A 25,358-nucleotide genomic window follows, 5' to 3' on the forward strand; every position below is an offset into this window, starting at 1 on the left:
CCGCCCGAGGCCCACCGCGCCCGCGTCCGGGGGGGCCGCGCGCTGCCCTGGAACCGTGGCCGCCGCGCACCCGCCGCGGCCACCGGCTTCGAAGAAGTCTCGGCACTGTTCCAGGGGTCCAAACATATCGAATTCGAGCAGCGCAACCACAGCCTGATGTACCGCGAGGACGAAACCGACGGTGCGCCGCCACTGGCCTACGACCCGGCCACCGACCGCGTCACCGTACGAGCCCGGACCGGCGGTACCGGCCCCGGCGACACCGCGCGATAAACCGCAGCACCGGCTCGATCCGGGCACTACAGTCGCAGCGAGACACGTATCGAGGGCACCAGTCAGGAGGCCGTCGTGACCGTTCCCGCGCTGGTATGGGGGTGCACCCTCGCACTGATCGCCGGACTGTTGCTGTTCGACTTCTTCTTCCACGTCCGCAGTGCACACACGCCCTCGCTCACCGAAGCCGCGGTGTGGTCCGCCGCCTACATCGGGGTAGCGGTGGCCTTCGGGTTCGCCGTATGGGGATTCGGCGGATCCGATATGGGCCTGGAGTACTTCGCCGGCTACATCACCGAGAAAGCGCTCTCGGTGGACAACCTGTTCGTGTTCCTCATCATCATGACAACCTTCCGGGTCCCCAGCGCCGCCCAGCAGAAGGTACTGCTCGTCGGAATCGTGATCTCCCTCGTGGTACGCACCGGGTTCATCTTCGTCGGCGCCACCCTCATCAACCGGTTCGCCTGGGTGTTCTACCTGTTCGGCGCCGCTCTGCTCATCACCGCCGGCAATATGCTCCGCCCCGAAGGCGAGGACAGCCACGCCGGCGACAATATCGTCCTGCGGCTGGCCCGCCGCTTCCTGCGCACCAGCGACACCTACGACGGCGACAAACTGTTCACCATCGTCGACGGCCGCCGCCATATGACCCCGATGGTGCTCGCCATGGTCGCCATCGGCGGCACCGACGTCCTGTTCGCCCTCGACTCCATACCCGCCATCTTCGGGCTCACCCAGAACGTATTCATCGTCTTCACCGCCACCGCGTTCTCCCTACTCGGCCTGCGTCAACTGTTCTTCCTGCTCGAAGGCCTGCTCGACCGCCTGATCTACCTCGGCTTCGGGCTCGCCGCCGTCCTGGCCCTCATCGGCGTCAAACTCGTCCTGCACGCCCTGCACGAGAACAACGTCCCGTTCATCAACCACGGCGAACCGGTGCCGGTCACCGAGATCTCCACCGGCCTGTCGCTGGCCCTGATCGTGCTGATACTGCTGGTCACCGTCGTCGCCTCCCTGCTCAGCCCCGCCGGACGCGCGCAAACCGCGGTCGGCAACGCCCGCCGCCACGCCACCCGCTACCTCGACCTCGGCTACGAAGCCGACCAGAACCTGCGGGAACGCACCTACAACAAGATGCTGGACGAAGAGAAAACACTCGCCGGACTGCCCGCCAAATACCGGCAGCGTATCCGCGAAGGCGAAACCGAATTGGTTGCACTGCTCGACCGGGCGCATATCGTGCACGCCGACCGCATCGCGCGAATGGAAGCCGGACTGCCGCTGCGTATGTAACCCGCGGCGGCGCCACGAAAGGAGACGGTCAAGTCAGAGGCTTGCTCATGCGATGAGAGCCGACCCCGAAACCGAACATACCGACGCGTCCCTTGCCGACTGGAACGGCGGCATTTCCCTGGACACTCGACCCGGCGTAGGCAGCGCCACGATTCGGGACAGGCTCGACCGCGATCATGCTGTGGCCGGGAACACGGTGCGGCAGGGTTGAGTATGCCGCCGCGGCACAGTGTTGAGTCGGTGCTGACAGCGTGATCCGGAACAGAGCGGAGTGCACAGTGACCATGACCGGAGAGCCGACCGATCAGCGGCCGGCCCTGATCGATATCGAAACCTTCTTCGCCGACCCGCAGTTCGCGAACCCCTCGATTTCCCCCGACGGCACCCGCATCGCCTACCTCGCCCCGCATCGCGGGCGCCGTAACGTCTGGGTTCGCGGTGTGGACGCGACCCATGACGACGCGGTCCCGGTCACCCACGACAGCCGCCGCGGGATCACCACCTACTACTGGACCGATGACCCCCGCTGGCTGCTCTACCTGCAGGACACCGACGGTAACGAGGACTGGCACCTGTTCCGCGTCGACCTCGACGATCCCGCAGCGCCCGCCGTCGACCTCACTCCGCTGGACCCGGGTTCGCGGGCGCTGGACGCAGAACCGCTGCCGTCGGTGCCCGGCAGTGTGCTGGTGACGATGAACCGGCGCCCGCTGTTCTTCGACACATTCCGGATCGACGTCGCCACCGGCGAAACGACTCTGCACCTCGAACAGGACGATCCGACCGCGGCCGTCCTGCTCGACCGCCGCGGTGAACCCGTGTTCCGTACCGTGCTCGCCGCGGACGGCACCGTCGAGATCTCCGCGATCGAACCCAGCGGGGAGAGACGGCCACTGTGCCGGCTCGGTGGCGCCGAGCACCCGATGGGTGTCTACCCCCAGCAGGTCACCGCTGACGGGAAAGGCCTGCTCGTCGGGTCCTACCAGGACGGCGACGACCTGCGGCTGGTGCGCATCGACCACGAGACCGGGGAAGAAACCATCGTCGCCGCCGTCGACGGACACGACCTGGATCTCAGCGGGATGATGCTGCCCGGCGTGCTTCCGCCCCCGGTCCACACCTATCGGCGTACCGGCGAAATATTCGCCGCCCGGTTCGTGGCCGACCGTCCCCATATCGAGGTCCTCGACCCCCGCTTCGCCGAAATCCACGCCCAGTTGCAGAAACTGTCCGACGGTGTGCTCGGCACCCTGTCCGGCGACGATTCCGGGCAGCGCTGGATCGCCACCTTCGTCCACGACCGCGACCCCGGTGTCACTTGGTTCTACGACCACACCACCGGCCAGGCCCGGTTGCTTTTCCGTGCCTGCCCCGATCGCGACCCGAATACCCTGGCCCGCATGCAACCCGTCGGTTTCCCGGCCCGTGATGGGTTACCCCTGCACGGCTACCTCACCCTGCCGGTCGGTGCCGAGCCGCGGAACCTTCCGCTGGTGCTGGCGGTGCACGGCGGGCCCTGGTACCACGACTCCTGGGGGTACAGCAACGACGTACAGTTCCTCGCCAACCGTGGCTACGCGGTACTGCAGGTGAACTTCCGCGGTTCGCTGGGCTACGGGAAACGGCACGTCACCGCCGCGATCGGTGAATTCGCGCGGGCCATGCACGACGACCTGATCGACGCCGTCGACTGGGCGGTCGCCGAGGGCTACGCCGATCCCGCCCGCATCGGGATCTACGGCGGCTCCTACGGGGGATACGCGGCCCTCGTCGGTGTCACCGTCACCCCGGACCGCTTCGCTGCCGCCGTCGACTACGTCGGCATCTCCGACCTCGCCAACTTCCTGCGCACCCTGCCGCCGTTCACTCGCGCCTACAGCGTCAACAACTGGTACCGCTACGTCGGCGACCCCGCAATACCCGAGCAGGAAGCCGAGATGCTGGCCCGCTCCCCGATCACCATGGTCGACCAGATCCGCACCCCGCTGCTCGTCGCCCAAGGCGCCAACGATGTCCGCGTGGTGCAGGCCGAATCGGACAACATCGTCGCCCGGCTACGTGATCGGGGTGTCCCGGTGGAGTACCTGGTCGCCGAGGACGAGGGACACGGCTTCGACAACCCGGAGAACCAGGTCCTGCTCTACCGTGCGATCGAACGGCATTTCGCCCGCCACCTCGGCGGCCGCAGCGCCGGCCCGGTGACCGAGGCGCCTGCTACGGACACCCCTGCCCGGTAGGCCGCTACGGCTCGTCGAGAAGATTCACCAACGACTTCGGTGCCACCACCCGATAGGCGTCGACGACGAGCTCGGCGATCTCCGCCCAATCCACCGGAACATCCAGATACACACCGAGCCAGCCCCGATGCCCCACATACGGCGGACGGAAGAACCGCTGCGGTTCGGCCGCCACCAGAGCCTCCTGCGCGCCCGGTGGGGCAGCGCACCAGAAACCCAGCCGATCGTCGTGATGACGATCGGCATAGGTGACGAACGTTTTCCGGCCGCGAACGAACCAGGTGGGCTCGCCGTGGCTGAGACGTTCGGTGGTTTCCGGCAGCGCGGTACACAGCCGGCGTAGACGTGGCAGCGGGTCCTCGGCCATGGCATCACGGTAGCGTCCTGAAACGACGCCGGCGGGGTAGTTACCGGGTTGGCGGAACCCCGATCACACCACCGGATCCGGTTCGGTGCGCGCTACCACCCGCTCCGATATCAGGGTGTCGAGTTGACGTTCCGCACGTTCGGCGCGCGCCAAGGTTTGCGCACGGGCCTGATCCAGTGCCTCGATCCGCTGCGCTGTTTCCTTGCGTACCTGCTCGACGTGGGCTGCGGCCTCGGCGCGGGCCGCGGCCAGATCGGCGGCCGCGGTGCGACGGAACTCGGCGAGATCCTGCCGGACGGTGTCGTATTCGGTTCTGAGGCGCTGCAACTCGGCGCGCGCTTCCCGAGCCGATTCCTCGCGTTCGGTGGCCGACCGTTCGGCCCGCTCCAGGGCGCGCTCGGTATCGGCAGCGCGCTGTACAGCCAGATCGCGGTCGGCAGTGGCCGCTTTCACCTTCTGGGCGTTCTCCCGTTCGGCGCGTTCGATATCGGCTGTGGCGGCGCGGCGGGCACGGTCGATTTCCGCGGCGCAGTCGGCCCGGATCCGCTCCACTTCCGCCGCGGCCTCGTTCCGCGCGGCCCGGACATCTTCCTCCGCGGCGCAGCGGGCTGCGAAGACCTCGTCCGCGGCGCGGGTGGTGACGGCCTCCACTTCGCGGAGTGCGTCGTCGCGGGCGGTTTCGGCGGACGCGGTCTGTGACCGTGCTTCCGCGATCCGGGCGTCGGCGGTTTCCGCGGTTGCTGCCGCGTCCTCGGCCGCTTCCTCCGCGTGGATGCGTGCCTGCTGGGCGTCGCGCCGCGCCTGTTCCGCGGCAGCCGCGGCCATTTCGGCTTCGGCGATGCGGCGCGCGGCATCGGCTTGTACGGCCTGGACCTGCGCTTCGGCTGCCGACGGGTCGGCCAGCGTCGACATCTCGGTGACCGCTGCGTTGAGGGTGGTGCCGAGTTGTTCGGCCAGGGTGCGGAATTGGGTGAGAAGTTCATCGGCGCGAAGCCGGGCCGCGGCGACCGGGCCCGTTTGCGTCACGGTGACGGAATCGGGTTGGGGTTCGGCTTCCTGTTGCAGCCGTTGCCTTTCGCGCCAGGCTCGCCATCTCGTGTGGTCCGGGCGGTCACAGTATTCCGAAGGCCGGCCCGGGCCGGTGGGGCGTGGGATCGGCTGAGTGCAGCCGGGGTAGTTGCAAGTTGTCGGCACCGGGAAATCGTAGCGTTGGTTTCGTCAAACCAAACGGAATGACACGAAACGAAACCAGAAGAGGGCGAATGGATTCAATCGAGACCTGCGTGGTTCTAACCCCCGATAAGTGAACATTATCGGAGGTTAGGACGGTAGGCTTGCGGAAGAACCTATCCCGGCCAATACGTTTCGTTTCGTAACAACCAACGAAACGTATTGTGTGACTCAATTACCGACCGAGGAGAACACGCAGTGACCGAACCAGCCGTGGACCTACCCGACACCGTGCGCACCGAACTCCGCCGCGGCGTCACCAGCGTCCTCGTCGACACCGCCGCACTGCGCAACGTCCGCGAACGCTTCGACACCGAACAAGCCACCGCACTCGGCCGCTACCTCACCGCCTCCCAATCCCCCAACACACTGCGCGCCTACCGCACCGACTGGATCGCCTGGGCAGCCTGGTGCACCCGCGAAAACCGCACCGCCCTTCCCGCCGACCCCCTCGACGTCGCCGTCTACCTCGCCGCGGCCGCCGACGCCCGCGCCGCGAACGGCCGCCACGCCTACAGCCCCGCCACCCTCGAACGCAAATCCGCCGCCATCGCCGCCGTCCACGCCGCCAACGGACTACCCGCACCCACCCGCAGCGACGTCGTCCGCCTCACCCTCCGCGGAATCCGCCGCACCCGCCGCACCCGGCCCGACCGCAAACGCCCGATCCTGCTGCACACCCTCGGTGAACTCCTCACCGGCCTACCCGAACCCGGATGGCCCGGCGAACCCGCCCGCCGCCGCGACACCCTGCTCCTACTCCTCGGCTTCGCCGGCGCCCTCCGCCGCAGCGAACTCGCCGGCCTGCGCATCGCCGATATCCACTTCGGCACCGACCACACCACCGGCGAACCACTGCTACTGATCCACCTACCCACCACCAAAACCGACCCCACCGGCATCACCGAACAACACGTCGCCCTGCCCCGCGGCAGCCAAGCACACACCTGCCCCATCTGTGCCTGCGCCGACTGGCTACGACTACTCGCCGTACACGCCGGCAACCCTCTCGACGTCCGCGCCTGGATCGACGAACTCCCCGCGGCCGAACCCCACATCCACCGCTGCCACAGCTACCGGCCCGACCCCCGGCTCACCCCGGCACAACCCCTGTTCCCCGCGGTCAACCGGCACGGCGGACTCGGCGGCACCGCACTCTCCGGCCGCGCCGTCGCCGAAATCGTCAAACGCTACGCCGCCCGCGCCGGACTCGACCCAGCCCTCTTCTCCGGCCACTCGCTACGCGCCGGATTCGCCACCCAAGCCGCCCTCGGCGGCGCCGCCGACCGCGAAATCATGCGCCAAGGCCGATGGAGCAACCCACGCACCGTCCACCGATACATCAGAACCGCCGACCCCCTCGCCGACAACGCCGTCACCAAACTCGGACTCTGACCTGGACACGTCCCGCCGGTGGGCGAGCGGAAGGTCTTCTGGGCGTCAGCTATTCCCCTACCGGGAAACGGCTGTGGACGCGCGACGACGCCGGCAACGAGGACAGGCATTACGGCGTACCCCGCACCTACCTCCGGGAACTCGCCGACCATCGGCCCAACGGAGACGACTGGCGCGCAGCCGAAGCGGAAATCAACAACTACGAGCCCTACGACGTCGAACTCGCCGACGTCCCCGTACATTTCATGCGCAGTCCCGGTGTCGGACCGAATCCGACGCCGCTGATCCCGACACACGGCTGGCCTTGGACGTTCTGACACTGGTCGATTGCCCCACCACCCTCGCCCGCGCCCTCTGCGATTCTCCGGCGGGCATGCCTGGCATGGATCCTGGAACTTTGGATCAGTTGGAGCGACCACGGCGGCCACTTCATCTCCTGGGAAATCCCCGACCGCTGGGTCGACGACCTGCGCCGAACTTTCCGGGGTCGGCGCTGACACGTATGACGGTGTGGTCTCGATCGGGCATCGCCCCGCACCGGGGGTGCGCCCATCCGCCGCCGTGGTGCCCCCGTCACGTCCGATAACCGCGAGCGGCCGTCCCACCAGCGGATATCCAGTGCGGTCCACACGAAATCGCAGGGTTGCCACGGGGCCGTGCTGTGCGAGGATATTGAGCGCTCCACGAGTCGGTCCGTTTCAAAAACCCCCTTTGGAAGGATGCTCAGATGGCGCAAGACACCAGCACCGCTGCCGCCCGCACCAGCTCCAGCACCAGCAACGGCAGTGGTCAACAAGTCCAGAGCCTGGAAATGCTGCGCATGGGCCTGGACGAAATCCGGCAGGAAGCCCAGAGCGCACGACAGTACGCCCAGCAGGCGCAGAACCTCGCCCGTCAGGTACAACAGCAGACCCGCCAGGTACAGCACCAGTCCCAGATCGCGCAGAGCCAGGCCAACCAGGCCGCGCAGCAGGCACAACAGGCTCGCCAGCAGGCTCAGCAGGCGCAGAACCAAGCGCAGCAGGCCCAGAGCGAAGCCGACCGGTCGCAGAGCCAGGCCCAGCAGGCCCAGGCCGACGCCAACCAGGCCAACCAGCGCTGTCAGTCGGCGCAGGACCAGGCCGACCAGGCCGCCTACCTCGCCCAGCAGGCCGAGGAACAGTCCACACGGGCCCAGGACCGCGCGATGCAGTGGGAACTGCAGATGCACCAGATGCGTCAGCAGGTACGGCAGATGTAGTTTGCACCGGGCAAACGCAGGGCAGTAGCCCTCGATGCCTTCGCGGGGCCCGGTGATTTCGCCGGGCCCCGTTCCGTGGACCCGGCCCGGTCTACCAGCAGTCGATTCCGCTACAGGTAACTGGGGTAGCTCACAATTGCGCTTTTGATAATTACCGCGTGTCGCGGTCGACGCCTACCGATCGAGCACCCTACTCGACAGGACAGGCGATTCACTCCCCGCGCGCAAGGTACCGATTCGCAGGACGGTCACGAGCCGATTCGGTCGAGGATTATCCGGGACAGCGGATCGGGTGCCTCCTCGGGGATCCAGTGACTCACACCTTCCAGCACCACCAAGTGGTACTCCGCCTTCACGTACTCTGCGGTCGCCTCCACACCGGATCGTGCCACGGCCTGATCGGCGTCACTCCACACGAAAGTCGTCGGGACATCCACCGGGGGAACCGAACTCCAGGAATCGCCGGACGCCCGATACCAGTTCAGAGCCGCCGTCATCGCCCCGGGCTCCCGGAGCCGGGCAATATGCTGCGCGGCCTGCTCCACCGGAACCGTCTCCCCGAACCCGGCACGCAGTCCCGCGCAATCATTCGCCAGCAGCAATTCCTCCGGTGCGTCCGGCTGCTGGAAAAAGGTCATGTACTCCGACTTCTCGGCCTGCGCCGGATCGTTCTCGCGGGCCCGGGCAAACGCCGCCGGATGCGGCACCGAGAGCGCGGTCAGTGAAGCCACCCGATCCGGATATCGGGCCGCCACATCCCACGCGACAATCGCACCCCAATCGTGGCCCACCAGGTGAACTTGTCGCAGACCCAGCGCATCGCAGAGGCCGACGATATCGGCGCGGAGTTCGGACAGGCGATAGGACGCGACGTCCGCAGGACGGGCGCCCGGCGAATAGCCGCGTTGCTCCGGGGCATACGAGCGGACTCCCCGCGCGCTCAGGCGCTCCGAGACGGAATCCCAGGACGCCGCGCTCTGCGGAAACCCGTGCAGGAGCAGCACGTCGGCGCCGCGCACCGGCTCACCAGGGTGGACCCGCACCTCGAAATCGAGAGCACCGACACGTACCGTGCGAACCTCACCCCTGGACATGCCTGCATGCTAGCCAAACACGAGGCAAGCTGCTAGACAACTGTATAGATAAATGTCCGAATCCGACGGGTGTGCGTGATGCCTGCCGGACGCAGGCACGGAGGAACCGGTATGAGCACATCTGGGCAGATCGCGATCATCATCGGCGGCGCCTCCGGAATCGGCTGGGCGAGCGCCCAGCTCCTCTCGGCCCGCGGGGATACCGTGATCATCGCCGACCTCGACGGCACCGCTGCCCGAACCCGAGCCACCGAACTAGGCGGGAGCGCGACCGGACGCCAGGTCGAAGTCACCGACGAACAAGCAATGCGTACTCTCTTCGACACGGTCGCCGCCGACCACGGACCGGTCGGCACCGTCGTCGACTGTGCCGGAATCTCCCGCCCCGGAACGATTACCGACCTCTCCCTCGCAGACTGGAAAGCCACCGTCGACGTCTGCCTCACCGGAGCCTTCCTGACCGTCAAACATGCCGCTCACACCATGCGTGACGGTGGATCCATCGTGCTCGTCGCCTCGCTCAACGGCCGGCAACCGGGTGTAGGGATGGGCGCGTACTGCTCGGCGAAGGCCGGGGTCCTCATGCTCACCGAGGTCGCCGCCATGGAACTCGCACCACGGGGAATCCGCGTGAACGCGGTCAATCCGGGCTTCGTCCACACACCGCTCACCTATGGCGCGACCCTCGTACCCGGACTGGTCGACGAATACATCGAGAACACACCGCTCGGCCGCGCCGGCACACCGGAAGATGTCGCCCGCACCATCGCTTTCCTCACCTCCGACGACACCGGCTGGATGACCGGCGCAGCGATCGATCTCAACGGCGGTGCACACACAATGCGATACCCGAACATCGTCGAACGAGTCGCCGAAATGGCAACAACGAGGAGCGATATGGAGTGAGGTCGGATCCCCCCTTCTGTGTGTAGTTGGGTTGGATCTGTCGAGTGACGGTCCAAGAAGAGGATATTCATGTGCAGATGCGCATATCCAAGTATCCAACTATGTCAAATATGGCTCTCGGTCGAGTACTCCGACAACGTGCCGCAAGAAGATAGAACCGGTGGCGCTTCAGTTCTCCGAGTCACCCCGTCGGCACCCACTGCTTCCGTGCGGGTGGCTTTCACTCCCCTGCCCAGTTTGCCCATGTCTTCGTCTTCTCCCCTGCGGCCGGTTATGCAGGGTGATCCGGCAACGTCCCACCCTGTGGAGCGGATTCCACGATAATCGTTCTATCCGTGGGTATTCCTTCACGGAACCGCATACGCGCCTCCGCCAGGATCGGATCATCGCGCGACCACACTTGCGCCTCGATGTATCGTCCATTCTGAACTGCGTCGAGATAGTTTCGGTGTTCTCCATCGAAATCGAGCGAAGTGTCCGCATCCACCCCATGGATGATGCGCGGAACGAGCCCATCCGGAGTATTGGAAGCAGGCATTCCCGCCACGATCTGATAGTTGAAGAAGCTGTCCTCGATCGTAAAAGTCAGGCGCTCGGCGGGGATCGAATCTGCGGGAATTCGAATCACGACGGATCCTTCGGGGGGCGGATATGTTCCTTGCTCGCTCACGAGCTTGAAGTAGAGGGGGTTGTCGGGAGACGGATCTCCCTTCTCCGCCGCGTGTGATCGCAGCCAGGCTTCGGCTTGCTTGCGGATGTCCACATAATCGGCGTCTGCGATCCTCTTTCCCATCTTGTGCGCAACCTCAGCTGCCTGATCATGGGGCAGGTCCATGATCGACACGAAAGGGTCGATCGAGTCCGCCGGCACCTTCCTTTCCAACCAGAGTCCACGGAGTGGATGTGGCCGCGATCCAGAACCTACACTCGTCTCGCCACTGTCGACGTTGTCGGGTTGGCGTTCGAATCGGTCGGGATCCGTCCCGCGCACCTGCCCCTGCGCACTTGCGCCGGATTCCGAGTGTTCGGCGGCGGTGATGCGGCGCAAGCGCGCAGCTGAGCCGACCTTGTTGGTCTTGGGTGCGAGCTGCTCGTCTTCGTGTTGGAATCGTTGGAGGGCGTTCCGTATCTCGTGCGGAAACGCCTGGCGTCTTTTGCGGATCTGCGGCGCGGCTTTGTACACAAGCGCTTCGGCGATGCGTTCGGCTGCCTGCAGCATTTTCGCGGTGATTGCACCGCCGCCAGAACCGCCCATCGAAGTTTTCTGTTACGACCAGGCGTCAGGCGGCGTCGAGGATCTCGAGGTCGACCGCAGCGATCGCCAGGCCGAACGGGCCGCTTCGGCGGGCGAGTTGATCGGTGGTGCAGCCGCCGCCGAGGCGACTGATGTGGGAGCGAAGGTTGGGCGCCGCCGCGGCGAGCCGCGTGGTGGCGGTGATGGTCCGAGCCCTCGGAGACCAGGCCACGGACGACCACCGCGGAAAACGATAGACGGTGCGCTCCATCGACGTCACCCACATACCTCCCCGACCACACCGGAACAAGATCACATAATAACCGCCGGCCCGTACTCATCACCCGCACTCCACGAGCCGCGATCGAACCTGGGGTGCGGTTACGGTCGGACGAGCAGCGCCTACCGGAGAGGAAAATGATCAGCATCGAGACATCTGTCCCATTGCTCGATGTGGCATTTCATGCCTGCAGCTGATGGAGTCGGCCGGCCGCCGACACTGTGACCTGGAGTCACCCGCCCTTGCCGGCGCCACGAGTGCGCGACTTCACCAATGCAGGGTGGTCTGATCCGTTTTTCCTTGTGTGAAGCGGCATTTTATGTCCCCCGCCGCACGCCGATAGCGTCGGATTCATGGAATGGAATTATCAGTCGGCCGAAGAGCTGGCGGCTGCCTTACGTGCCGGTACGGTGACCTCGGTGGAGCTGACCGACGCGGCGATCGCCCGTATCGAGCGCGACGACGCGGCGATCAACGCGATCTGTGTGCCGGACTTCGACCGTGCGCGGGCCGCGGCCCGCGAGGCCGACCAGGCACGCGCCCGCGGCGAAGAACGGCCGCTGCTCGGGATTCCGGTGACGGTCAAGGAGTCCTACGATATGGCCGGTCTGCCCACGACGTGGGGCATGCCGCAGCACGCGAACTACGTACCGGCCGAGGACGCGGTACAGGTGTCGCGGTTGAAGGCCGCCGGCGCGGTGATTCTCGGTAAGACCAACGTGCCGTTGATGCTGCGCGATATCCAGAGCTTCAACGAGATCTACGGCACCACCAACAATCCGTGGGATCACGACCGCACCTCGGGTGGGTCCTCCGGTGGCTCGGCGGCGGCTCTGGCGTCGGGATTCGGCGCGCTGTCCATCGGCTCCGACCTCGCCGGTTCCCTGCGCACCCCCGCGCATTTCTGCGGCATCTACGCACACAAGCCGACACTCGGGCTGGCACCGACCCGCGGCATGGTCGCACCGCCGGCGCCGGCCCTGCCTATCGACCTCGACCTCGCCGTCGTCGGGCCCATGGCGCGCACCGCCCGCGACCTCGCACTGTTGCTCGACGTGATGGCCGGACCGGACCCGCTGACCCACGGCGTCGCCTACCACGTCACACTGCCGCCCGCACGCCACGAACGACTGTCGGACTTCCGGGTCCTGATCATGGAGGACCATCCACTCATACCCACCGGGTCGGCAGTGCGGGCGGGAGTGCACCGCGTCGCCGGAGCGCTGGCCGACGCGGGTGCTCGCGTCGAATGGCACAGTTCTCTGCTACCCGATCCGACCGAAGCGGCAACGCTCTACATGCTGCTGATGATGTCGAACGCCGCCGCAAGCCTTCCCGTCGACGTGTACGAACAGCTGCGGACCCACGCGGCCGCGCTGAGTGCGGACGACAGGAGTCTCGATGCGGCGCGGCTGCGCGGCATGGTTCTCGGCCACCGCGACTGGGTCGAGGCGAACAACCGGCGCGAACTCCACCGTCTCGGCTGGCGGCGGCTGTTCGCCGAATTCGACGCCGTGGTGTGCCCGATCACGCCCACTCCCGCCTTCGCGCACGACCACACCGGAGGTCTGGAGGACCGGCACATCGACATCGACGGAGTCGATTACCCGTACTTCGACCAGCTCGTCTGGGCCGGTGTGGCCACCATGCCCGGCCTGCCCGCCACTGCCATACCCGCGGGCCGCTCCCCCGGCGGGCTGCCGGTGGGAGTGCAGCTCATCGGTCCGATGTTCGAGGACCGCACCCCGCTGCGGCTGGCCGAGCTTCTCGAGCGGAAGATCGGCGGCTTCCAGGCACCGGAATAGGGTGCACTACCGGGGCGTCCGCCGAGGACGAGGAGTCTTCTGCTGAGCAGCCCGGTCTCGGATTCCGGCGAGTACGGAGTCGAGGAGCCGGTCGAATTCCGGCACAGATCCGAAGCCGGCGATACGGGGCGCCAGAGTGGCCATGGTGGGGTGCAGCGCCGGGTCGAGTGTGGGCACGGTCGTGGCACTGCCGGGCTCGCCCAGGATCGCCAGCAGATATCCGTTCAGGAATCCGAACAGGAGCAATGGCGTATCCGCGACTATTTCGTCGGGTATGCCGGCTGTTCGCATCGCGGTCACCAGTCGCTCCACTGCGGCGAGTGCAACGGGTGAGGTTTGCGGCCGGGTGGCCAGCAACGGAACCACATGGGGGTGCCGGAATGCGGTCTGCCGATACCGGTGCGCGGTATTGCGCGCGATTTCCTCCCAGGTACCGGGCTCGTCGGCGATACCGGTCGCGATTTCGGCGAGCACGGCCTCGGCGACCGCGTCCAGCAGCGCCGCCTTGCCTTTGATGTGGTTGTAGATGGACATCGGGTCGATTCCGAGGTCGTCGGCGAGCCGTCGGACTCCGAAGCGCTCCAAGCCGTCCCGATCGACGAGCGCGAGGGCGGCGGCCGCGATGCGGTCGCGTGTGAGCCCTGCCGATGTGCCTTGTGCGCGCCTGGCCACGGCTGTTCCCTCCTCTTGCCAAACCTACACCGTAGGATATACCGTCCACCTGAAACCTACGGTGTAGGTATAGGTAGGCAATGGTGCCTGTCGGAGACAGAGACGGCGAAGGGATGAGCATTGTGAACCGCAGAGAGGCTCTCCGCGCCATGGCCGTGACCCCCGCGATCGCGATGCTGGGAAGCACGGCATGCGGTGCCGGTGGCACCACCGAATCGATCGTGGCGACCGAGGCCGGACGGTTGCGGGGGAACGTCGTTGGAGGCGTGCACGCATTCATGGGCGTGCCCTATGCCGCGCCACCGGAGGGCGTGGCCCGATATCTACCACCACGACCGGTCCAACCGTGGACCGGGGTGCGCGACGCGCTCACCCTCGGACCCACTCCGCCGCAGCCGCCGACACCGCCGCCGCTGGATTTCTTCGCGCCATCGATTCCCGGAGCGGACTACCTCAACCTGAATATCTGGACCCCCGAACCGGGGGCCACGCGACTGCCGGTGATGGTGTGGATCTTCGGCGGAGGTTTCGATACCGGCAGCAGCGGCCTCTACGACGGTCATGCTTTCGCCCGCGACGGCGTGGTATTCGTTGCGATCAACTATCGGCTCGGCGCCGAAGGTTTCCTGTTCCTCGACGACGGAGTGGCGAATACCGCGCTTCTCGATCAGGTCTCGGCGCTGGAATGGATACGCGACAATATCTCGTCCTTCGGCGGCGACCCCGGCAACGTCACCATTTTCGGTCAGTCCGCCGGCGCCATGGCCGTCGGCACCCTGCTCGCGATGCCGCGTGCCGAAGGTCTGTTCCGACGCGCGATCATGCAGAGCGGTGCAGGCAATCTGTGCTATTCGCCCGATACCGCCCATCAGATCGGACAGCGCCTCGCCGCGAAGCTCGGCGTGCCGCCGACCCGTGATGCTGTCGCCGCGGCAGGTGTCGAACAGGTACTCGCCGCGCAAACCGCGGTCATGCGCGATCTCGCACAGTAACCGGATCCACAACGCTGGGGCGGCGAGCCGGGGTGCCGGGTCAACATGTGGCGGCCCACCATCGACGGCACCATCCTGCCTGCCAAGCCGATAGACGCCGTCACCGCCGGGGCCGGCGCCGATGTGGATGTGCTGCTCGGCCACAACAGCGAAGAAGGGCGGCTGTCGCTGGTACCGTTCCGCAGCCTGGAATCGGTCACCCACGAGGAACTCACCACCGCGATGCACCTGTATCGACTGCCGGTCGACCGGGCACTATCCGTCTACCGGTCCGCATACCCGGACGCGGGCCCGGGTGCGCTGCTGGCAATCCTGCAGGCCGACTGGTTCTACACCATCCCGAGCCTGCGACTCGCCGACGCCCGCACCAGCGCACCAGGGGCCACCTACTTGTACGAATTCACCTGGCGGTCGCCGCAATTCGACGGACAACTCGGAGCATGCCATTTCCTCGAAGTTCCGTTCGTCTTCGACCGGCTGCACGACCGGCGCATGCAGTGGATCACCGGCCCGAACCCACCCCAGCAGCTGGCTGGCCTGATGCATCACACCTGGGTGCAATTCGCCCGCACCGGTCGCGTGGATTGGACACGTTACGAAACCGCCCGCAGAACCACCATGCGGATGGACCTCCACCCGGCCGCCGTCGACGACCCGTACCCGACCCGGAAGCTATGGGAGAGCATCGACCTGTACTGATGACGCCCGGCAAAGTGTGTAGGCAGCATCCCGCACCCGCGCAAGGTCGGAATCCTCACGTTCGGCACGGAGCTGGTCACCGGCGCGGACGGAACCATCGCCGCCCTACTGGGGGCGTCGCCTGGCGACTCCACGGCCCCGGCGATCATGCACGAGCTGCTGGAGCGCTGCTTTCCGCAGCAGACCTCGCGGTGGCAATCGGTGTTGCGCACCATGTTTCCCGATGCTGGAGATCAGGTTTCGTGAGGAGAACTCACTCCCCTGTCTCGGTGTCGTTTCGGGGCGTGAGTGATTCGATCGAACTGAATACAGGAGGTTCGCATACATAGTTAGATGCGCATATCGTCGTATCTTGTTGTCTAACTTCTTTCCAGTCCGGCCGACGGAACATCGGATCGGACCGGCTCCGGCCGTTAGGCTGTGTGTCGGGACCAGCATCGGGCTGTGCGCGGCCGGGTGCAGAAGAGGAGGCCGATTCGATGGGTCCGCTGAACCGTCGTCGTTTTCTGACCACCGGCACGCTGGCCGCCGGGGCACTCGCACTGGGCACGGCACCGGTCGCCGCGCACCCCGCTCCCCCACTGGAGGTCGCACCACTCGGACCCGAATTCCTGTGGGGCGTCGCGTCGTCGGGGTTCCAGTCCGAGGGGCACGCGCCGGACAGCAACTGGACGCGCTATATAGCGGACGGGAAAACCGAGGACGCCTACCGCGACTCCGTCGACTTCTACTCGCGGTTCCGATCCGATATCGCGCTCGCCGCGCAATTGGGTGTGCGGGTCTACCGCATCGGAGTGGAATGGGCTCGGGTGCAACCGCGCCCGGGCGAATGGGACGAGGACGGGTTCCGGTTCTACGACGATGTCGTCGGCGCCATCCGCGCGGCGGGTATGCGACCGATGCTCACCCTCGATCACTGGGTGTATCCGGGATGGCAGGCCGCGCTCGGCGGATGGCGGCGCGCCGGGATGGTCGACGACTGGCTGGTCAACGCCCGAACCGTCGTCGACCGGTACGCGGCGGCGGACCCACTGTGGATCACCTTCAACGAACCCGCGGCCTACCTCATGAACGAGGTGCGGCACGGCGGGATCGGGGTCGGCGATATCCCGGCGATGCAGGAACGGATGGCTCGTGCGCACGACGCCGCTTACGACCATATCCACCGTGTGCAGCCGGGGGCGATGGTCAGCAGCAATGTCGCCTATATCCCGGCCGCCGAGGACGTGATCAACGGTGCGTTCATCGACCGGATCGGCGCACGGCTCGACTACATCGGGATCGACTACTACTACGGGTTCTCACCGCACAGTGTGCTCACCCAGTTCCCCGACCCGGGGAAACTGTGGACGCTGTCGCTGCAGGCGGAGGGCATCTACTACGCGCTCGACCACTACGCGCGGCGGTTCCCCGGTAAACCGCTCTACATTGTGGAGAACGGTATGCCGACCGAGAACGGCCGGCCCCGCAACGATGGTTACGCCAGGGCCGATCTGCTCCGCGATACCGTCTACTGGCTGCAGCGGGCGGCCGCCGACGGGATGAATCTGATGGGCTACAACTACTGGAGCCTCACCGACAACTACGAATGGGGTTCCTACACTCCACGGTTCGGGCTCTACACCGTCGATGTCCTGGGTGATCCCGCGCTCACCCGCCGCCCCACCGATGCCGTCGCCGCATACACCGCGATCACCGGCCGAGGTGGTGTGCCCGGCGACTATCGGCCGACCCGCGCGCCGGCGGCCTGTTCGATCGTGGACGGTTTGTCCAGTTGTACCGATCAAGTGACCGTGCCGCGCTGAACCACCGTCCACCGCGCCGCGGAGGTGGTGCACTGCCCGGCCCGGCCGGTCGTGCGAGACTGGCCGGGTGAACGGGGAGAAGAAAATCCGCGACGACAGCACCGCCGCGTCCGCCGGCCCCCGGCTGGACCGGGGGGACGTGTTCGGTTCCGGGGTGTTGTGGCTGGCGAAATGGGCGTTGTGCATAGTGGCGATCGCGGTCGGGGCCTGGGTGCTCGGATTCCTGGCCGCGAAACTGTGGGTAGTGCTGTTGCCGGTGCTGCTCGCGATCGTGATCGCCACCGTCCTGTGGCCACCGACCGGCCTGCTCATGAAGGCCGGTCTGCCGCCTGCCGCGGCCGCATCGCTGACCCTGGTGGGATTCATCGGAGTACTCGCGGGCGGAATTGCGCTGATCGTGCCATCGGTCGTCGATCAAATGCCCGAACTCTCCGACAAAGCCACCGGCGGGATCAACACCGTCCGGGACTGGCTGCAAGGGCCACCGCTGAACATTCGCGACGAACAGCTGGATTCGGCGGTGGACGCGGTCGTCGAGCGGGTGCAGTCCAGTGCCGAGCAGATCGCGTCCGGGGTCTTCACCGGGGTCAGCACCGCGACCTCGGTCCTGGTCACCATCTTTCTCGTGCTGGTGCTCACGTTCTTCTTCATCAAGGACGGACCCAAATTCCTACCGTGGCTGCACAAATTCCTCGGCGGCCGCAGCGGGCAGCATTTCGAGGAAGTACTGGTCCGGGTGTGGCAGGTTCTCGGCGGGTTCATCCGCACGCAGGCGTTGGTCAGCTTTATCGACGCCTTCTTCATCGGCCTCGGCCTGGTGATACTCGGAGTGCCGCTGTGGGGCGTCCTGACCGCGCTGACCTTCCTCGGCGGATTCATCCCGATGGTGGGCGCGTTCGTCGCCGGTGCGCTCGCGGTTCTGGTGGCGCTGGTGGGGAACGGATTCACCACGGCGTTGATCGTGCTGGTGATCATCATCGCGGTGCAGCAGTTGGAGGGCAATGTACTTCAGCCGGTGTTGCAGAGCCGGACCATGAAACTGCATGCGGTCGTGGTACTGCTGGCCGTTACCGGGGGCGGCACACTGTACGGGATCACCGGGGCGTTCCTCGCGGTCCCGGTGGTGGCCGTGGTGGCGGTGGTGATCCGTTACATCAGTGAGCAGATCGACGTGAAGGTCGCGCGGTCCGGTGGGGGCACCGAGGTCGCCGAAGAACCGGTGCCGGTGGACGATGCCGGTGCGGGTGCCGCCGAGAAGTAGGTGGTCAGACGCCGAGCAGCGATTCCAGCGCGGCGATATGGAGTTCGAACACCTGCCCGCGATCGGTGAAGGTATCGCCGCCGTACATATCGAAAACGTCGAAACTCACTGCCCCGAACAGGGCGCACCAGACGGTGAGTGCCCGAGCGAGTGCCCAGTCGGGCAGGTCCACGTCGAACTCGTCGCGGATCCGGGTGAAATCGCGGGACAGGGGGGTCGTTACAGGCGGGTCCACGGCCGGGCGGGTCAGTAGCTGTTGTGCGTGGGCGTCCGCGATGATGCGGACCAGCGTGAGGATCACCCGGGTGCCGGGGATGACAGTGCGGTCGGCCGGGGCGGTGTAACCGGGGACCGGAGTCCCGAACAGCAGCCCGTACCACGCCGGTTCGGCCAGGCCCCACGCGCGGACGGCGCGGGCGGTGATCCGCAGGCGGTCGATCGGGTCGTCACCGGCGTCGGCGAGTGCGGAGTCGACGGCGTCGCCCAGGGCGTCGTAGCCGTCGATCACCAGCAGGGTCAGTAGTTCGTCACGGCTGCGGACATAGCGGTATACCGCAGAGGAGACCACTCCGAGATCGCGGGCCACGGCGCGCAGCGACAGGGCGGATGCGCCGCCGGTGGCAAGATGTTCGCGCGCGATGCGCAGGATATCCGACATGGTCTGGGCGCGGGCCCGGGCGCGAGGCGTGGTCACCCGGACCAGGGTGGCCATTTCAGAGAGCAGTGTCAACAAAAGTGATCATCGCTCCAGCTGCCTGTGTTAATGTTACCGCCAGTCACTGGTGACCATTCCGAAGCAAGGAGCAGTCCATGTCCGAGGCGGCCACGGATTTCGATGTACTCGTCGTGGGGTCCGGGTTCGGTGGCAGTGTCACCGCACTGCGACTGGTGGAAAAGGGCTACACCGTCGGCGTGCTCGAGGCGGGCCGCCGCTATACCGACGACGAACTGCCGAAGACGAGCTGGGACCTGCGCAAATTTCTGTGGGCGCCGAAACTGGGCTGCTACGGAATCCAGCGCATCCATCCGCTGCGCAATGTGCTCATCCTCGGCGGTGCGGGAGTAGGCGGCGGCTCCCTGAACTACGCCAACACGCTCTACGTCCCGCCGGAACCGTTCTTCCAGGACGCGCAGTGGCGCGATATCACCGACTGGCGCGCCGAGCTCACGCCGTATTACGAGCAGGCGAAACGGATGCTGGGCGTGGTGCAGAATCCGCATATGACCCCGGCGGACGAGGTGTTCCGCAAGGTCGCCGAGGATATGGGGGTCGGCGACACCTTCGTTCAGACGCCGGTCGGCGTGTTCTTCGGCGAACCGGGTGAGACCGTCGACGATCCCTATTTCGGGGGCGTCGGCCCGGCCCGCACCGGCTGCGTCGAATGCGGTGACTGCATGGTCGGCTGCAAATTCGGCGCGAAGAACACCCTGGTCAAGAACTATCTCTATCTCGCCGAACAGGCCGGGGCGCGGGTCGTGCCGATGACCACGGTCACCGAACTACGGCCGCACGCAGACGGGAGCTGGGTCGTCACAGCCGAACGTACCGGCGCGTGGATCCGCAAACAGCGCACCACCTACACCGCACGGCAGGTCGTGGTCGCCGCCGGAACCCTCGGCACGCAACGGCTGCTGCACGATATGCGCGATCGCCGGATCCTGCCCGGCCTGTCCGACCGGCTCGGCCTGCTCACCCGCACCAACTCCGAATCCATCGTCGGGGCCGCCACCAAGAAACTCGCGCCCGGGCAGGATTTCACCCGGGGCGTCGCGATCACCTCATCGATCCACCCGACCCCCGACACCCATATCGAACCCGTGCGCTACGGGAAGGGTTCGAACGCGATGGGGCTGCTGCAAACTCTGATGGTCGACGGCGGCGGCCGTATCCCGCGGTGGCTACGGTTCCTGGGGATCGCGCTGCGGCACCCGCTGCTGCTGATCAGTTTCCTCAGTGTCCGCAACTGGAGCGAGCGCACCATCATCTCGCTGGTGATGCAGCATCTCGACAACTCGATCACCACCTACACCAAGCGCGGCCTGTTCGGCCGGAAACTGACCAGCCGGCAAGGGCACGGGCAACCCAATCCGACCTGGATTCCCGCGGGTAACGAGGCGACGCGGCGGGTGGCCGAACAGATCGGCGGGACCGCGGGCGGCACGTGGGGTGAGGTGTTCAATATCCCGCTCACCGCGCATTTCCTGGGCGGAGCCGCCATCGGCGCAGACCCGGACACCGGGGTCATCGACGCCTACCACCGGGTTTTCGGGTATCCGACACTGAGCGTGGTCGACGGCGCGGCGGTATCGGCGAACCTGGGAGTGAATCCGTCGCTGACCATCACCGCACAGGCCGAGCGGGCCGCCGCGTACTGGCCGAACAAGGGCGAACAGGACACCCGTCCGCCGCAGGGCGCCGGGTATCAACGGATCGCGCCGGTGGCGCCGAAAGCCCCGGTGGTACCGGAATCGGCGCCGGCCGCGCTGCGGTTGCCGATCGTGCCCGTCACCGATCCCGCGGCGGGCTGAACCGCCGCGGTTCAGCCCGCGGGACGGGGCTCAGCCCTTGAAGTAGACGAGCTGGTGACTGGTCGCCAGCAACGTGCCGTCATGACCCCACAGGTGGGCGTTCTGGTCGAAATGGCCGTGCGCGAAACGGTGGGCTCGGGCGCTGCCCAGCAGGTATTCCGTGCCCTGGGCGGCCAGTTCGGCGGCTGTTGCGTGGTAGTAGACGGTGAGCGAGATCGTCCCGGCGGGCAGATACTGGCCGCGACGCAGGAACACCCGCGGGTAGAACGCGTCCGACATTGCGGTGAGTGAGGCGAAGTCGAGCGGGCGGGCCGGCCGATCGCGCAGCCAGAGGGTGCTCACCGAATCAGGGTTTCCGGGCTGCGCCTCGGCCGGGGCGGGTTCGGGGACGGCACCGGTGACGAAGCGCAGATCGTAGTTGCGGCCCCAGGCGATGAACTCCGGGAACTCCTGCGGATCGGCTTGTTCGGGACCCGGCACCGACGGCATGGTGAGTTCCAGATCCGACCAGGTGTCGCGGCGGATCCCGAACACCGCGGTCGCGGTGGTGGTGATCGCACCGTTCTGGGAGAGCTCGAGTTGCCAGTGCTGATTCGTGCGGTTGGTGCGGATCGGACGGGCGGTGATCTCGAATTCGCCGTCGGCGATCGGGCCCGCGTAGTTCACCGTCAGTGCCAGCGGGTCACCCATCCGGTCCGGGTGTCCTTCGATCGCGCGCAGCAGTGCCGCCGCGGTGACGCCACCGAACGGGCCGACCATATTCGCGTAATCGGCGCAGGTCCGGCCGGTGACACGGTGCGCTCCGAGGTACTCGGTGGCGATCGCGGTATCGAAGGGGTGGGGCGGCGCATCGATCCCGGTCACGGGGTCCTCCTGGGAATAGTGCCGATAGTCGGGTGGTGGGACGAATATAAGTATGACAACATACATAGGAATGGGAGGCAACAGGGAGCGGTGTGATGCCACGACACAAGGATCCGGACGGGCCCCGGGCGGCGATGATCCGCAGCGCGATCTCGCTCATCCGCCGGCGCGGCGTCGCGGCGGTATCGTTCGCCGATGTCCTGAATGCCAGCGGCGCGCCCCGCGGGTCGGTCTACCACCACTTTCCCGGGGGCAAGGCGCAATTGGTCACGGAGGCCACCAGGGTCGCCGGGGCACGGGTCACCGAGGAACTCACCCGGGTACTCGATACACCGGAAACCGCGGCCGCACTGCGGGAACTCGCCGAAACCCTCGCCCGCGGTCTCGACCGCGGCGACTACGCCGTCGGCTGCCCGATCGCCGCGGCCGCACTCGGCAACGAGCCGGATGCGGTGGCCGCCGCGGGGGCCACCTTCGACACGTGGCGTGACCTGATCGCCGGGAAACTCGTCCGCGACGGGGCGGTGCCCCAGCGGGCCCGGTCGGTCGCGGTGCTGGTGGTCAGCGCCTTGGAGGGGGCACTCATCGTTGCGCGTACCGAACGCGACCCCGCAGCCCTCGATACGGTGGTCGAGGAGCTGAACGTGCTGTGCCGGTCCGCGGTCGGTGCGGGCGCCGGGCCGGCGGTCATTCGGCGGGACGGGTCTTGATCGCGTCCCGCGAGATGTATACGTCGTACTCCCCCGGCATCGCGATCACCGCGTTGCCGTAGGCCGACCGCACGAACGGCGAGGTGAACCAGCGATCCTCGGTCATCTCGCGGAAGAAGTCGCGATCACCGCCATTGAGGAAGATATGGTTCTGCCCGGTCGCGACACCGTCGAGTCGCTGCCCGTACAGGCGGGACACCTTGTAGCCCGAATGGAAGCCCAGCGCGTTCACCCACGGCTCCAGTTCCACGATCTGCGCCTGCAGTGCCCACAGATCTCCCTCCACACGGTGGGTGCTGCGTTCGGTCGTACCGCCCTCCTCGTCGAACAGGGTCAATTCGACCTCGAGCTGATGCTCGGCATCGGCAACCGGGGTCACCACCACATGGGCGGCGCGGATTTCGCCCGTCAATCCCAGGTAGGTCTGAACCAGGGTCGCCGTCCACAGCACCAGCGCCGCAGCGGCCAGCAGCACCAGCCCGCCCCCACCACGTAGGAGCGATGATCGGGGCCCCTTCCCGCGCAGTGCGGTCAGCGCCGAAATCAGCAGGGCCACACCCGCGATGATCACGATGATCGCGCCGGCCTGCAGCACCCCGAGGTCCACCGGGTAACTCATGGCCCGGTTATACCCCGCGCGGGAAGATCCGGCAGCACGAATCGGGAGCACCGGCGGCGCCCCCCGATCCGGATATCACGGGCCCCGCCCCGGTGTCCGGGACACCGGCAGGATCCCGCCCCATATCCCGGCCGACTCTCGTATGTTTGCGCTACACGATGTCGAAAGGTGCGAAGGTGACAGAAGTCAGTGCGGACTACGTGATCGTCGGGTCGGGTTCGGCGGGCGCGGTGCTCGCCGAACGGCTCAGCGCCGATCCGGGACGTTCGGTGATCGTTCTCGAGGCCGGACCGGCCGACAAGGACAAGTTCATCCGGATCCCGGCCGGCTTCTCGAAACTGTTCCGCAGTCCCTACGACTGGGACTATCTCACCGAGCCGCAACCACAACTCGGCAACCGGCAGATCTACTGGCCGCGCGGTAAGACCTTCGGTGGATCGTCCTCTCTCAACGCCCAGATGTGGGTCCGCGGTTTCCGCGCCGACTACGACGAGTGGGCAGCGGCCGCCTGCCCGGACTGGGGTTTCGACAAGGCGGTCGAACAGTTCCGCACCATCGAGGACGTCGAAGGGCCCGCCGGTGACGATCACGGCACCGGCGGGCCGCTGCATATCTCCCACCAGCGCAGTCCGCGCCCCTCTACCGCCGCCTACCTGCGGGCCGTCGCCGAACGCGGTTTCCCCGTCGAGACCGCGAATCTGCCCGAACCACAAGGTTTCACCCAGACCATGGTCACCCAGTACCGGGGCCGGCGCTGGAGCACCGCGGACGCCTATCTGCGGCCGGCGATGAAACGCCGCAACCTCACCGTGCTGCCGGAAGCCACCGCCACCCGGGTGCTGTTCGACGGTGACCGCGCCGTGGCTGTGGAGTTTTCGCGCGCCGGGCGCCTGGAGCAGGTGCGCGCCACGACGGAGGTGATCCTGTGCGGCGGTGCGATCAACAGCCCGCAGTTGCTCATGCTGTCCGGGATCGGAGATCGGGCCGAGCTCGAGCGGCACGGGATCGAAGTCCGCTGGCATGCGCCCGAAGTAGGCGCCAACCTGCAGGACCATCTGGTCGCGGGGCTCGGCTACTCGGTGACCGCCGATTCGCTGTTCGGCGCCGAAAAACCCGGGCAGCTGGTCAATTACCTGCTGCGGCACCGCGGCATGCTGACCTCGAACGTCGGCGAGGCCTATGGTTTCGTGCGTAGCGACCCGGGTCTGCAGTATCCGGATCTGGAACTCGTGTACGCGCCCGCGCCGTTCTACCACGAGGGTCTGATCGATCCGACCGCCCACGGCGTCATCCTGGCCACCGTACTTTTGCGACCGCGTAGCCGCGGAACCATCACACTGGCTTCGAAAGACCCGCTCGCCAAGCCCGTGATCGACCCCAAATATCTGTCCGACCCCGACGGCGCCGACCGGGCCGCGCTGATGGCCGGATTGCGGCACTGCGCCGAAATCGCCGACACCGAGGCGATGAGGGCTGTTCTCGGTGACCTGTGCTATCCGCCGGACGCCACCGACGGAATGGCAGAAGACACCCGGACCGAATCGCTCGAACAGTACGCACATACGCTCTACCATCCCGCCGGCACGTGCCGGATGGGTTCGGACGAAACGAGTGTGGTCGACCCGGAACTGCGCGTGCGGGGAGTCCAGGGGCTGCGGGTGGCCGACGCGTCGATCATGCCGGTCCTGGTGCGCGGCCACACCCATGCGCCGAGCGTGTTCATCGGCGCCCAGGCCGCCGAGTTCCTCACCCGTTCCTGAGGTGCGCAACTGCCGGCCCGGACGCAATGCGGGACCGGCAGTTCCGTGGGGAGTCACGCTCCCGGCGAACCCACCGGTGGCGGGTATGCGGTG

At 66.7% G+C, this 25,358-nt stretch carries 23 protein-coding genes and 1 pseudogene; 15 read left to right on the top strand and 9 right to left on the bottom strand.

Annotation, left to right across the window (positions count from 1 at the left end):
• From QH195_RS18945 to QH195_RS18955, 3 genes are all read left to right on the top strand, one after another.
• A partial coding sequence (locus QH195_RS18945; protein WP_280436405.1) for a DUF6191 domain-containing protein occupies nt 1-273 on the top strand: 273 nt, incomplete at its 5' end.
• A 75-nt stretch (nt 274-348) separates the two neighbouring features.
• Complete coding sequence (locus QH195_RS18950; protein WP_280423604.1) at nt 349-1,566, top strand: TerC family protein; 1,218 nt, start codon at nt 349-351, stop codon at nt 1,564-1,566.
• A 284-nt stretch (nt 1,567-1,850) separates the two neighbouring features.
• The gene (locus QH195_RS18955; protein ID WP_280436427.1) at nt 1,851-3,803 is read left to right on the top strand and encodes a S9 family peptidase; all 1,953 of its coding nucleotides are present in this window, start codon (nt 1,851-1,853) and stop codon (nt 3,801-3,803) included.
• Nucleotides 3,804-3,807: 4 nt separating this feature from the next.
• Here QH195_RS18955 and QH195_RS18960 read toward each other — a convergent pair whose 3' ends face one another.
• On the bottom strand, nt 3,808-4,170 hold the full coding sequence (locus QH195_RS18960) for an MmcQ/YjbR family DNA-binding protein (RefSeq protein ID WP_280423603.1): 363 nt from the start codon (nt 4,168-4,170) through the stop codon (nt 3,808-3,810).
• 63 nt (nt 4,171-4,233) lie between these two features.
• Entirely contained in the window at nt 4,234-5,196 is a 963-nt protein-coding gene (locus QH195_RS18965) for a hypothetical protein (RefSeq protein WP_280436406.1), read from the bottom strand.
• 402 nt (nt 5,197-5,598) lie between these two features.
• Between QH195_RS18965 and QH195_RS18970 the strand changes: the two genes are divergently transcribed.
• From QH195_RS18970 to QH195_RS18980, 3 genes are all read left to right on the top strand, one after another.
• The gene (locus QH195_RS18970) at nt 5,599-6,795 is read left to right on the top strand and encodes a site-specific integrase (protein ID WP_280436407.1); all 1,197 of its coding nucleotides are present in this window, start codon (nt 5,599-5,601) and stop codon (nt 6,793-6,795) included.
• A complete protein-coding gene (locus QH195_RS18975; RefSeq protein WP_280423600.1) occupies nt 6,711-7,112 on the top strand; it encodes an epoxide hydrolase N-terminal domain-containing protein in 402 nt (133 codons plus the stop codon). The genes QH195_RS18970 and QH195_RS18975 overlap by 85 nt, the downstream gene beginning before the upstream one ends.
• 410 nt (nt 7,113-7,522) lie before the next feature.
• Entirely contained in the window at nt 7,523-8,035 is a 513-nt protein-coding gene (locus QH195_RS18980; RefSeq protein WP_280423599.1) for a hypothetical protein, read from the top strand.
• 248 nt (nt 8,036-8,283) lie between these two features.
• On the opposite strand, the gene QH195_RS18985 is transcribed toward QH195_RS18980, so the two are convergent.
• On the bottom strand, nt 8,284-9,129 hold the full coding sequence (locus QH195_RS18985; protein WP_280423598.1) for an alpha/beta fold hydrolase: 846 nt from the start codon (nt 9,127-9,129) through the stop codon (nt 8,284-8,286).
• Nucleotides 9,130-9,240: 111 nt separating this feature from the next.
• On the opposite strand from QH195_RS18985, the gene QH195_RS18990 reads away from it, so the two are divergent.
• A complete protein-coding gene (locus QH195_RS18990) occupies nt 9,241-10,035 on the top strand; it encodes an SDR family NAD(P)-dependent oxidoreductase (protein WP_280436408.1) in 795 nt (264 codons plus the stop codon).
• A gap of 271 nt (nt 10,036-10,306) precedes the next feature.
• Here the strand turns inward: QH195_RS18990 and QH195_RS18995 are convergent, their stop codons facing one another.
• Both QH195_RS18995 and QH195_RS19000 read right to left on the bottom strand, forming a co-directional pair.
• The gene (locus QH195_RS18995; RefSeq protein ID WP_280436409.1) at nt 10,307-11,290 is read right to left on the bottom strand and encodes a hypothetical protein; all 984 of its coding nucleotides are present in this window, start codon (nt 11,288-11,290) and stop codon (nt 10,307-10,309) included.
• Nucleotides 11,291-11,315: 25 nt separating this feature from the next.
• Nucleotides 11,316-11,549 carry a hypothetical protein gene (locus QH195_RS19000; RefSeq protein ID WP_280436410.1) on the bottom strand — a complete coding sequence of 78 codons (234 nt, stop codon included), beginning with the start codon at nt 11,547-11,549 and terminating at the stop codon, nt 11,316-11,318.
• A 353-nt stretch (nt 11,550-11,902) separates the two neighbouring features.
• Here QH195_RS19000 and QH195_RS19005 point away from each other — a divergent pair, with 353 nt between their 5' ends.
• A complete protein-coding gene (locus QH195_RS19005; protein WP_280436411.1) occupies nt 11,903-13,354 on the top strand; it encodes an amidase in 1,452 nt (483 codons plus the stop codon).
• Nucleotides 13,355-13,360: 6 nt separating this feature from the next.
• Here QH195_RS19005 and QH195_RS19010 read toward each other — a convergent pair whose 3' ends face one another.
• Nucleotides 13,361-14,026: a TetR/AcrR family transcriptional regulator gene (locus QH195_RS19010; protein WP_280436412.1), complete on the bottom strand. Its 666-nt coding sequence runs from the start codon at nt 14,024-14,026 to the stop codon at nt 13,361-13,363.
• A gap of 173 nt (nt 14,027-14,199) precedes the next feature.
• Between QH195_RS19010 and QH195_RS19015 the strand changes: the two are divergent.
• From QH195_RS19015 to QH195_RS19030, 4 genes and pseudogenes are all read left to right on the top strand, one after another.
• A pseudogene (locus tag QH195_RS19015) lies at nt 14,200-15,717 on the top strand (carboxylesterase/lipase family protein).
• A 27-nt stretch (nt 15,718-15,744) separates the two neighbouring features.
• Nucleotides 15,745-15,963: a malate:quinone oxidoreductase gene (locus QH195_RS19020; protein ID WP_432278500.1), complete on the top strand. Its 219-nt coding sequence runs from the start codon at nt 15,745-15,747 to the stop codon at nt 15,961-15,963.
• Nucleotides 15,964-16,196: 233 nt separating this feature from the next.
• Nucleotides 16,197-17,522 (top strand): family 1 glycosylhydrolase, encoded by a 1,326-nt coding sequence (locus QH195_RS19025; protein WP_280436413.1) that lies wholly within the window; start codon nt 16,197-16,199, stop codon nt 17,520-17,522.
• Nucleotides 17,523-17,589: 67 nt separating this feature from the next.
• Nucleotides 17,590-18,783 (top strand): AI-2E family transporter, encoded by a 1,194-nt coding sequence (locus QH195_RS19030; RefSeq protein WP_280436414.1) that lies wholly within the window; start codon nt 17,590-17,592, stop codon nt 18,781-18,783.
• 4 nt (nt 18,784-18,787) lie between these two features.
• Here the strand turns inward: QH195_RS19030 and QH195_RS19035 are convergent, their stop codons facing one another.
• Complete coding sequence (locus tag QH195_RS19035) at nt 18,788-19,495, bottom strand: TetR/AcrR family transcriptional regulator (RefSeq protein WP_280436428.1); 708 nt, start codon at nt 19,493-19,495, stop codon at nt 18,788-18,790.
• Between the two features lie 98 nt (nt 19,496-19,593).
• Here QH195_RS19035 and QH195_RS19040 point away from each other — a divergent pair, with 98 nt between their 5' ends.
• Nucleotides 19,594-21,312 (top strand): GMC family oxidoreductase, encoded by a 1,719-nt coding sequence (locus QH195_RS19040; RefSeq protein WP_280423589.1) that lies wholly within the window; start codon nt 19,594-19,596, stop codon nt 21,310-21,312.
• 30 nt (nt 21,313-21,342) lie between these two features.
• Here the strand turns inward: QH195_RS19040 and QH195_RS19045 are convergent, their stop codons facing one another.
• Complete coding sequence (locus QH195_RS19045; RefSeq protein WP_280436415.1) at nt 21,343-22,176, bottom strand: acyl-CoA thioesterase; 834 nt, start codon at nt 22,174-22,176, stop codon at nt 21,343-21,345.
• Between the two features lie 95 nt (nt 22,177-22,271).
• On the opposite strand from QH195_RS19045, the gene QH195_RS19050 reads away from it, so the two are divergent.
• Nucleotides 22,272-22,886 (top strand): TetR/AcrR family transcriptional regulator, encoded by a 615-nt coding sequence (locus QH195_RS19050; protein ID WP_280423587.1) that lies wholly within the window; start codon nt 22,272-22,274, stop codon nt 22,884-22,886.
• On the opposite strand, the gene QH195_RS19055 is transcribed toward QH195_RS19050, so the two are convergent.
• Nucleotides 22,864-23,505, bottom strand: coding sequence for a hypothetical protein (locus QH195_RS19055; RefSeq protein WP_280436416.1), 642 nt, complete (start codon nt 23,503-23,505; stop codon nt 22,864-22,866). The genes QH195_RS19050 and QH195_RS19055 overlap by 23 nt on opposite strands.
• Before the next feature lie 176 nt (nt 23,506-23,681).
• On the opposite strand from QH195_RS19055, the gene QH195_RS19060 reads away from it, so the two are divergent.
• The gene (locus QH195_RS19060; protein ID WP_432278499.1) at nt 23,682-25,265 is read left to right on the top strand and encodes a GMC family oxidoreductase; all 1,584 of its coding nucleotides are present in this window, start codon (nt 23,682-23,684) and stop codon (nt 25,263-25,265) included.
• The last annotated feature ends 93 nt before the right edge of the window (nt 25,266-25,358 follow it).

It is taken from the genome of Nocardia carnea, assembly GCF_029868855.1.
Classification (GTDB): domain Bacteria; phylum Actinomycetota; class Actinomycetes; order Mycobacteriales; family Mycobacteriaceae; genus Nocardia; species Nocardia carnea_A.

Bases quoted from the DNA above. Each gene is read 5' to 3' on its own strand.
- QH195_RS18955 (WP_280436427.1), top strand. From the start codon at position 1,851: ATGACCGGAGAGCCGACCGATCAGCGGCCGGCCCTGATCGATATCGAA.
- QH195_RS18960 (WP_280423603.1), bottom strand. From the start codon at position 4,170: ATGGCCGAGGACCCGCTGCCACGTCTACGCCGGCTGTGTACCGCGCTG.
- QH195_RS18975 (WP_280423600.1), top strand. From the start codon at position 6,711: ATGGAGCAACCCACGCACCGTCCACCGATACATCAGAACCGCCGACCC.
- QH195_RS18980 (WP_280423599.1), top strand. From the start codon at position 7,523: ATGGCGCAAGACACCAGCACCGCTGCCGCCCGCACCAGCTCCAGCACC.
- QH195_RS18985 (WP_280423598.1), bottom strand. From the start codon at position 9,129: ATGTCCAGGGGTGAGGTTCGCACGGTACGTGTCGGTGCTCTCGATTTC.
- QH195_RS18990 (WP_280436408.1), top strand. From the start codon at position 9,241: ATGAGCACATCTGGGCAGATCGCGATCATCATCGGCGGCGCCTCCGGA.
- QH195_RS18995 (WP_280436409.1), bottom strand. From the start codon at position 11,290: ATGGGCGGTTCTGGCGGCGGTGCAATCACCGCGAAAATGCTGCAGGCA.
- QH195_RS19005 (WP_280436411.1), top strand. From the start codon at position 11,903: ATGGAATGGAATTATCAGTCGGCCGAAGAGCTGGCGGCTGCCTTACGT.
- QH195_RS19025 (WP_280436413.1), top strand. From the start codon at position 16,197: ATGGGTCCGCTGAACCGTCGTCGTTTTCTGACCACCGGCACGCTGGCC.
- QH195_RS19035 (WP_280436428.1), bottom strand. From the start codon at position 19,495: ATGGCCACCCTGGTCCGGGTGACCACGCCTCGCGCCCGGGCCCGCGCC.
- QH195_RS19040 (WP_280423589.1), top strand. From the start codon at position 19,594: ATGTCCGAGGCGGCCACGGATTTCGATGTACTCGTCGTGGGGTCCGGG.
- QH195_RS19050 (WP_280423587.1), top strand. From the start codon at position 22,272: ATGCCACGACACAAGGATCCGGACGGGCCCCGGGCGGCGATGATCCGC.
- QH195_RS19055 (WP_280436416.1), bottom strand. From the start codon at position 23,505: ATGAGTTACCCGGTGGACCTCGGGGTGCTGCAGGCCGGCGCGATCATC.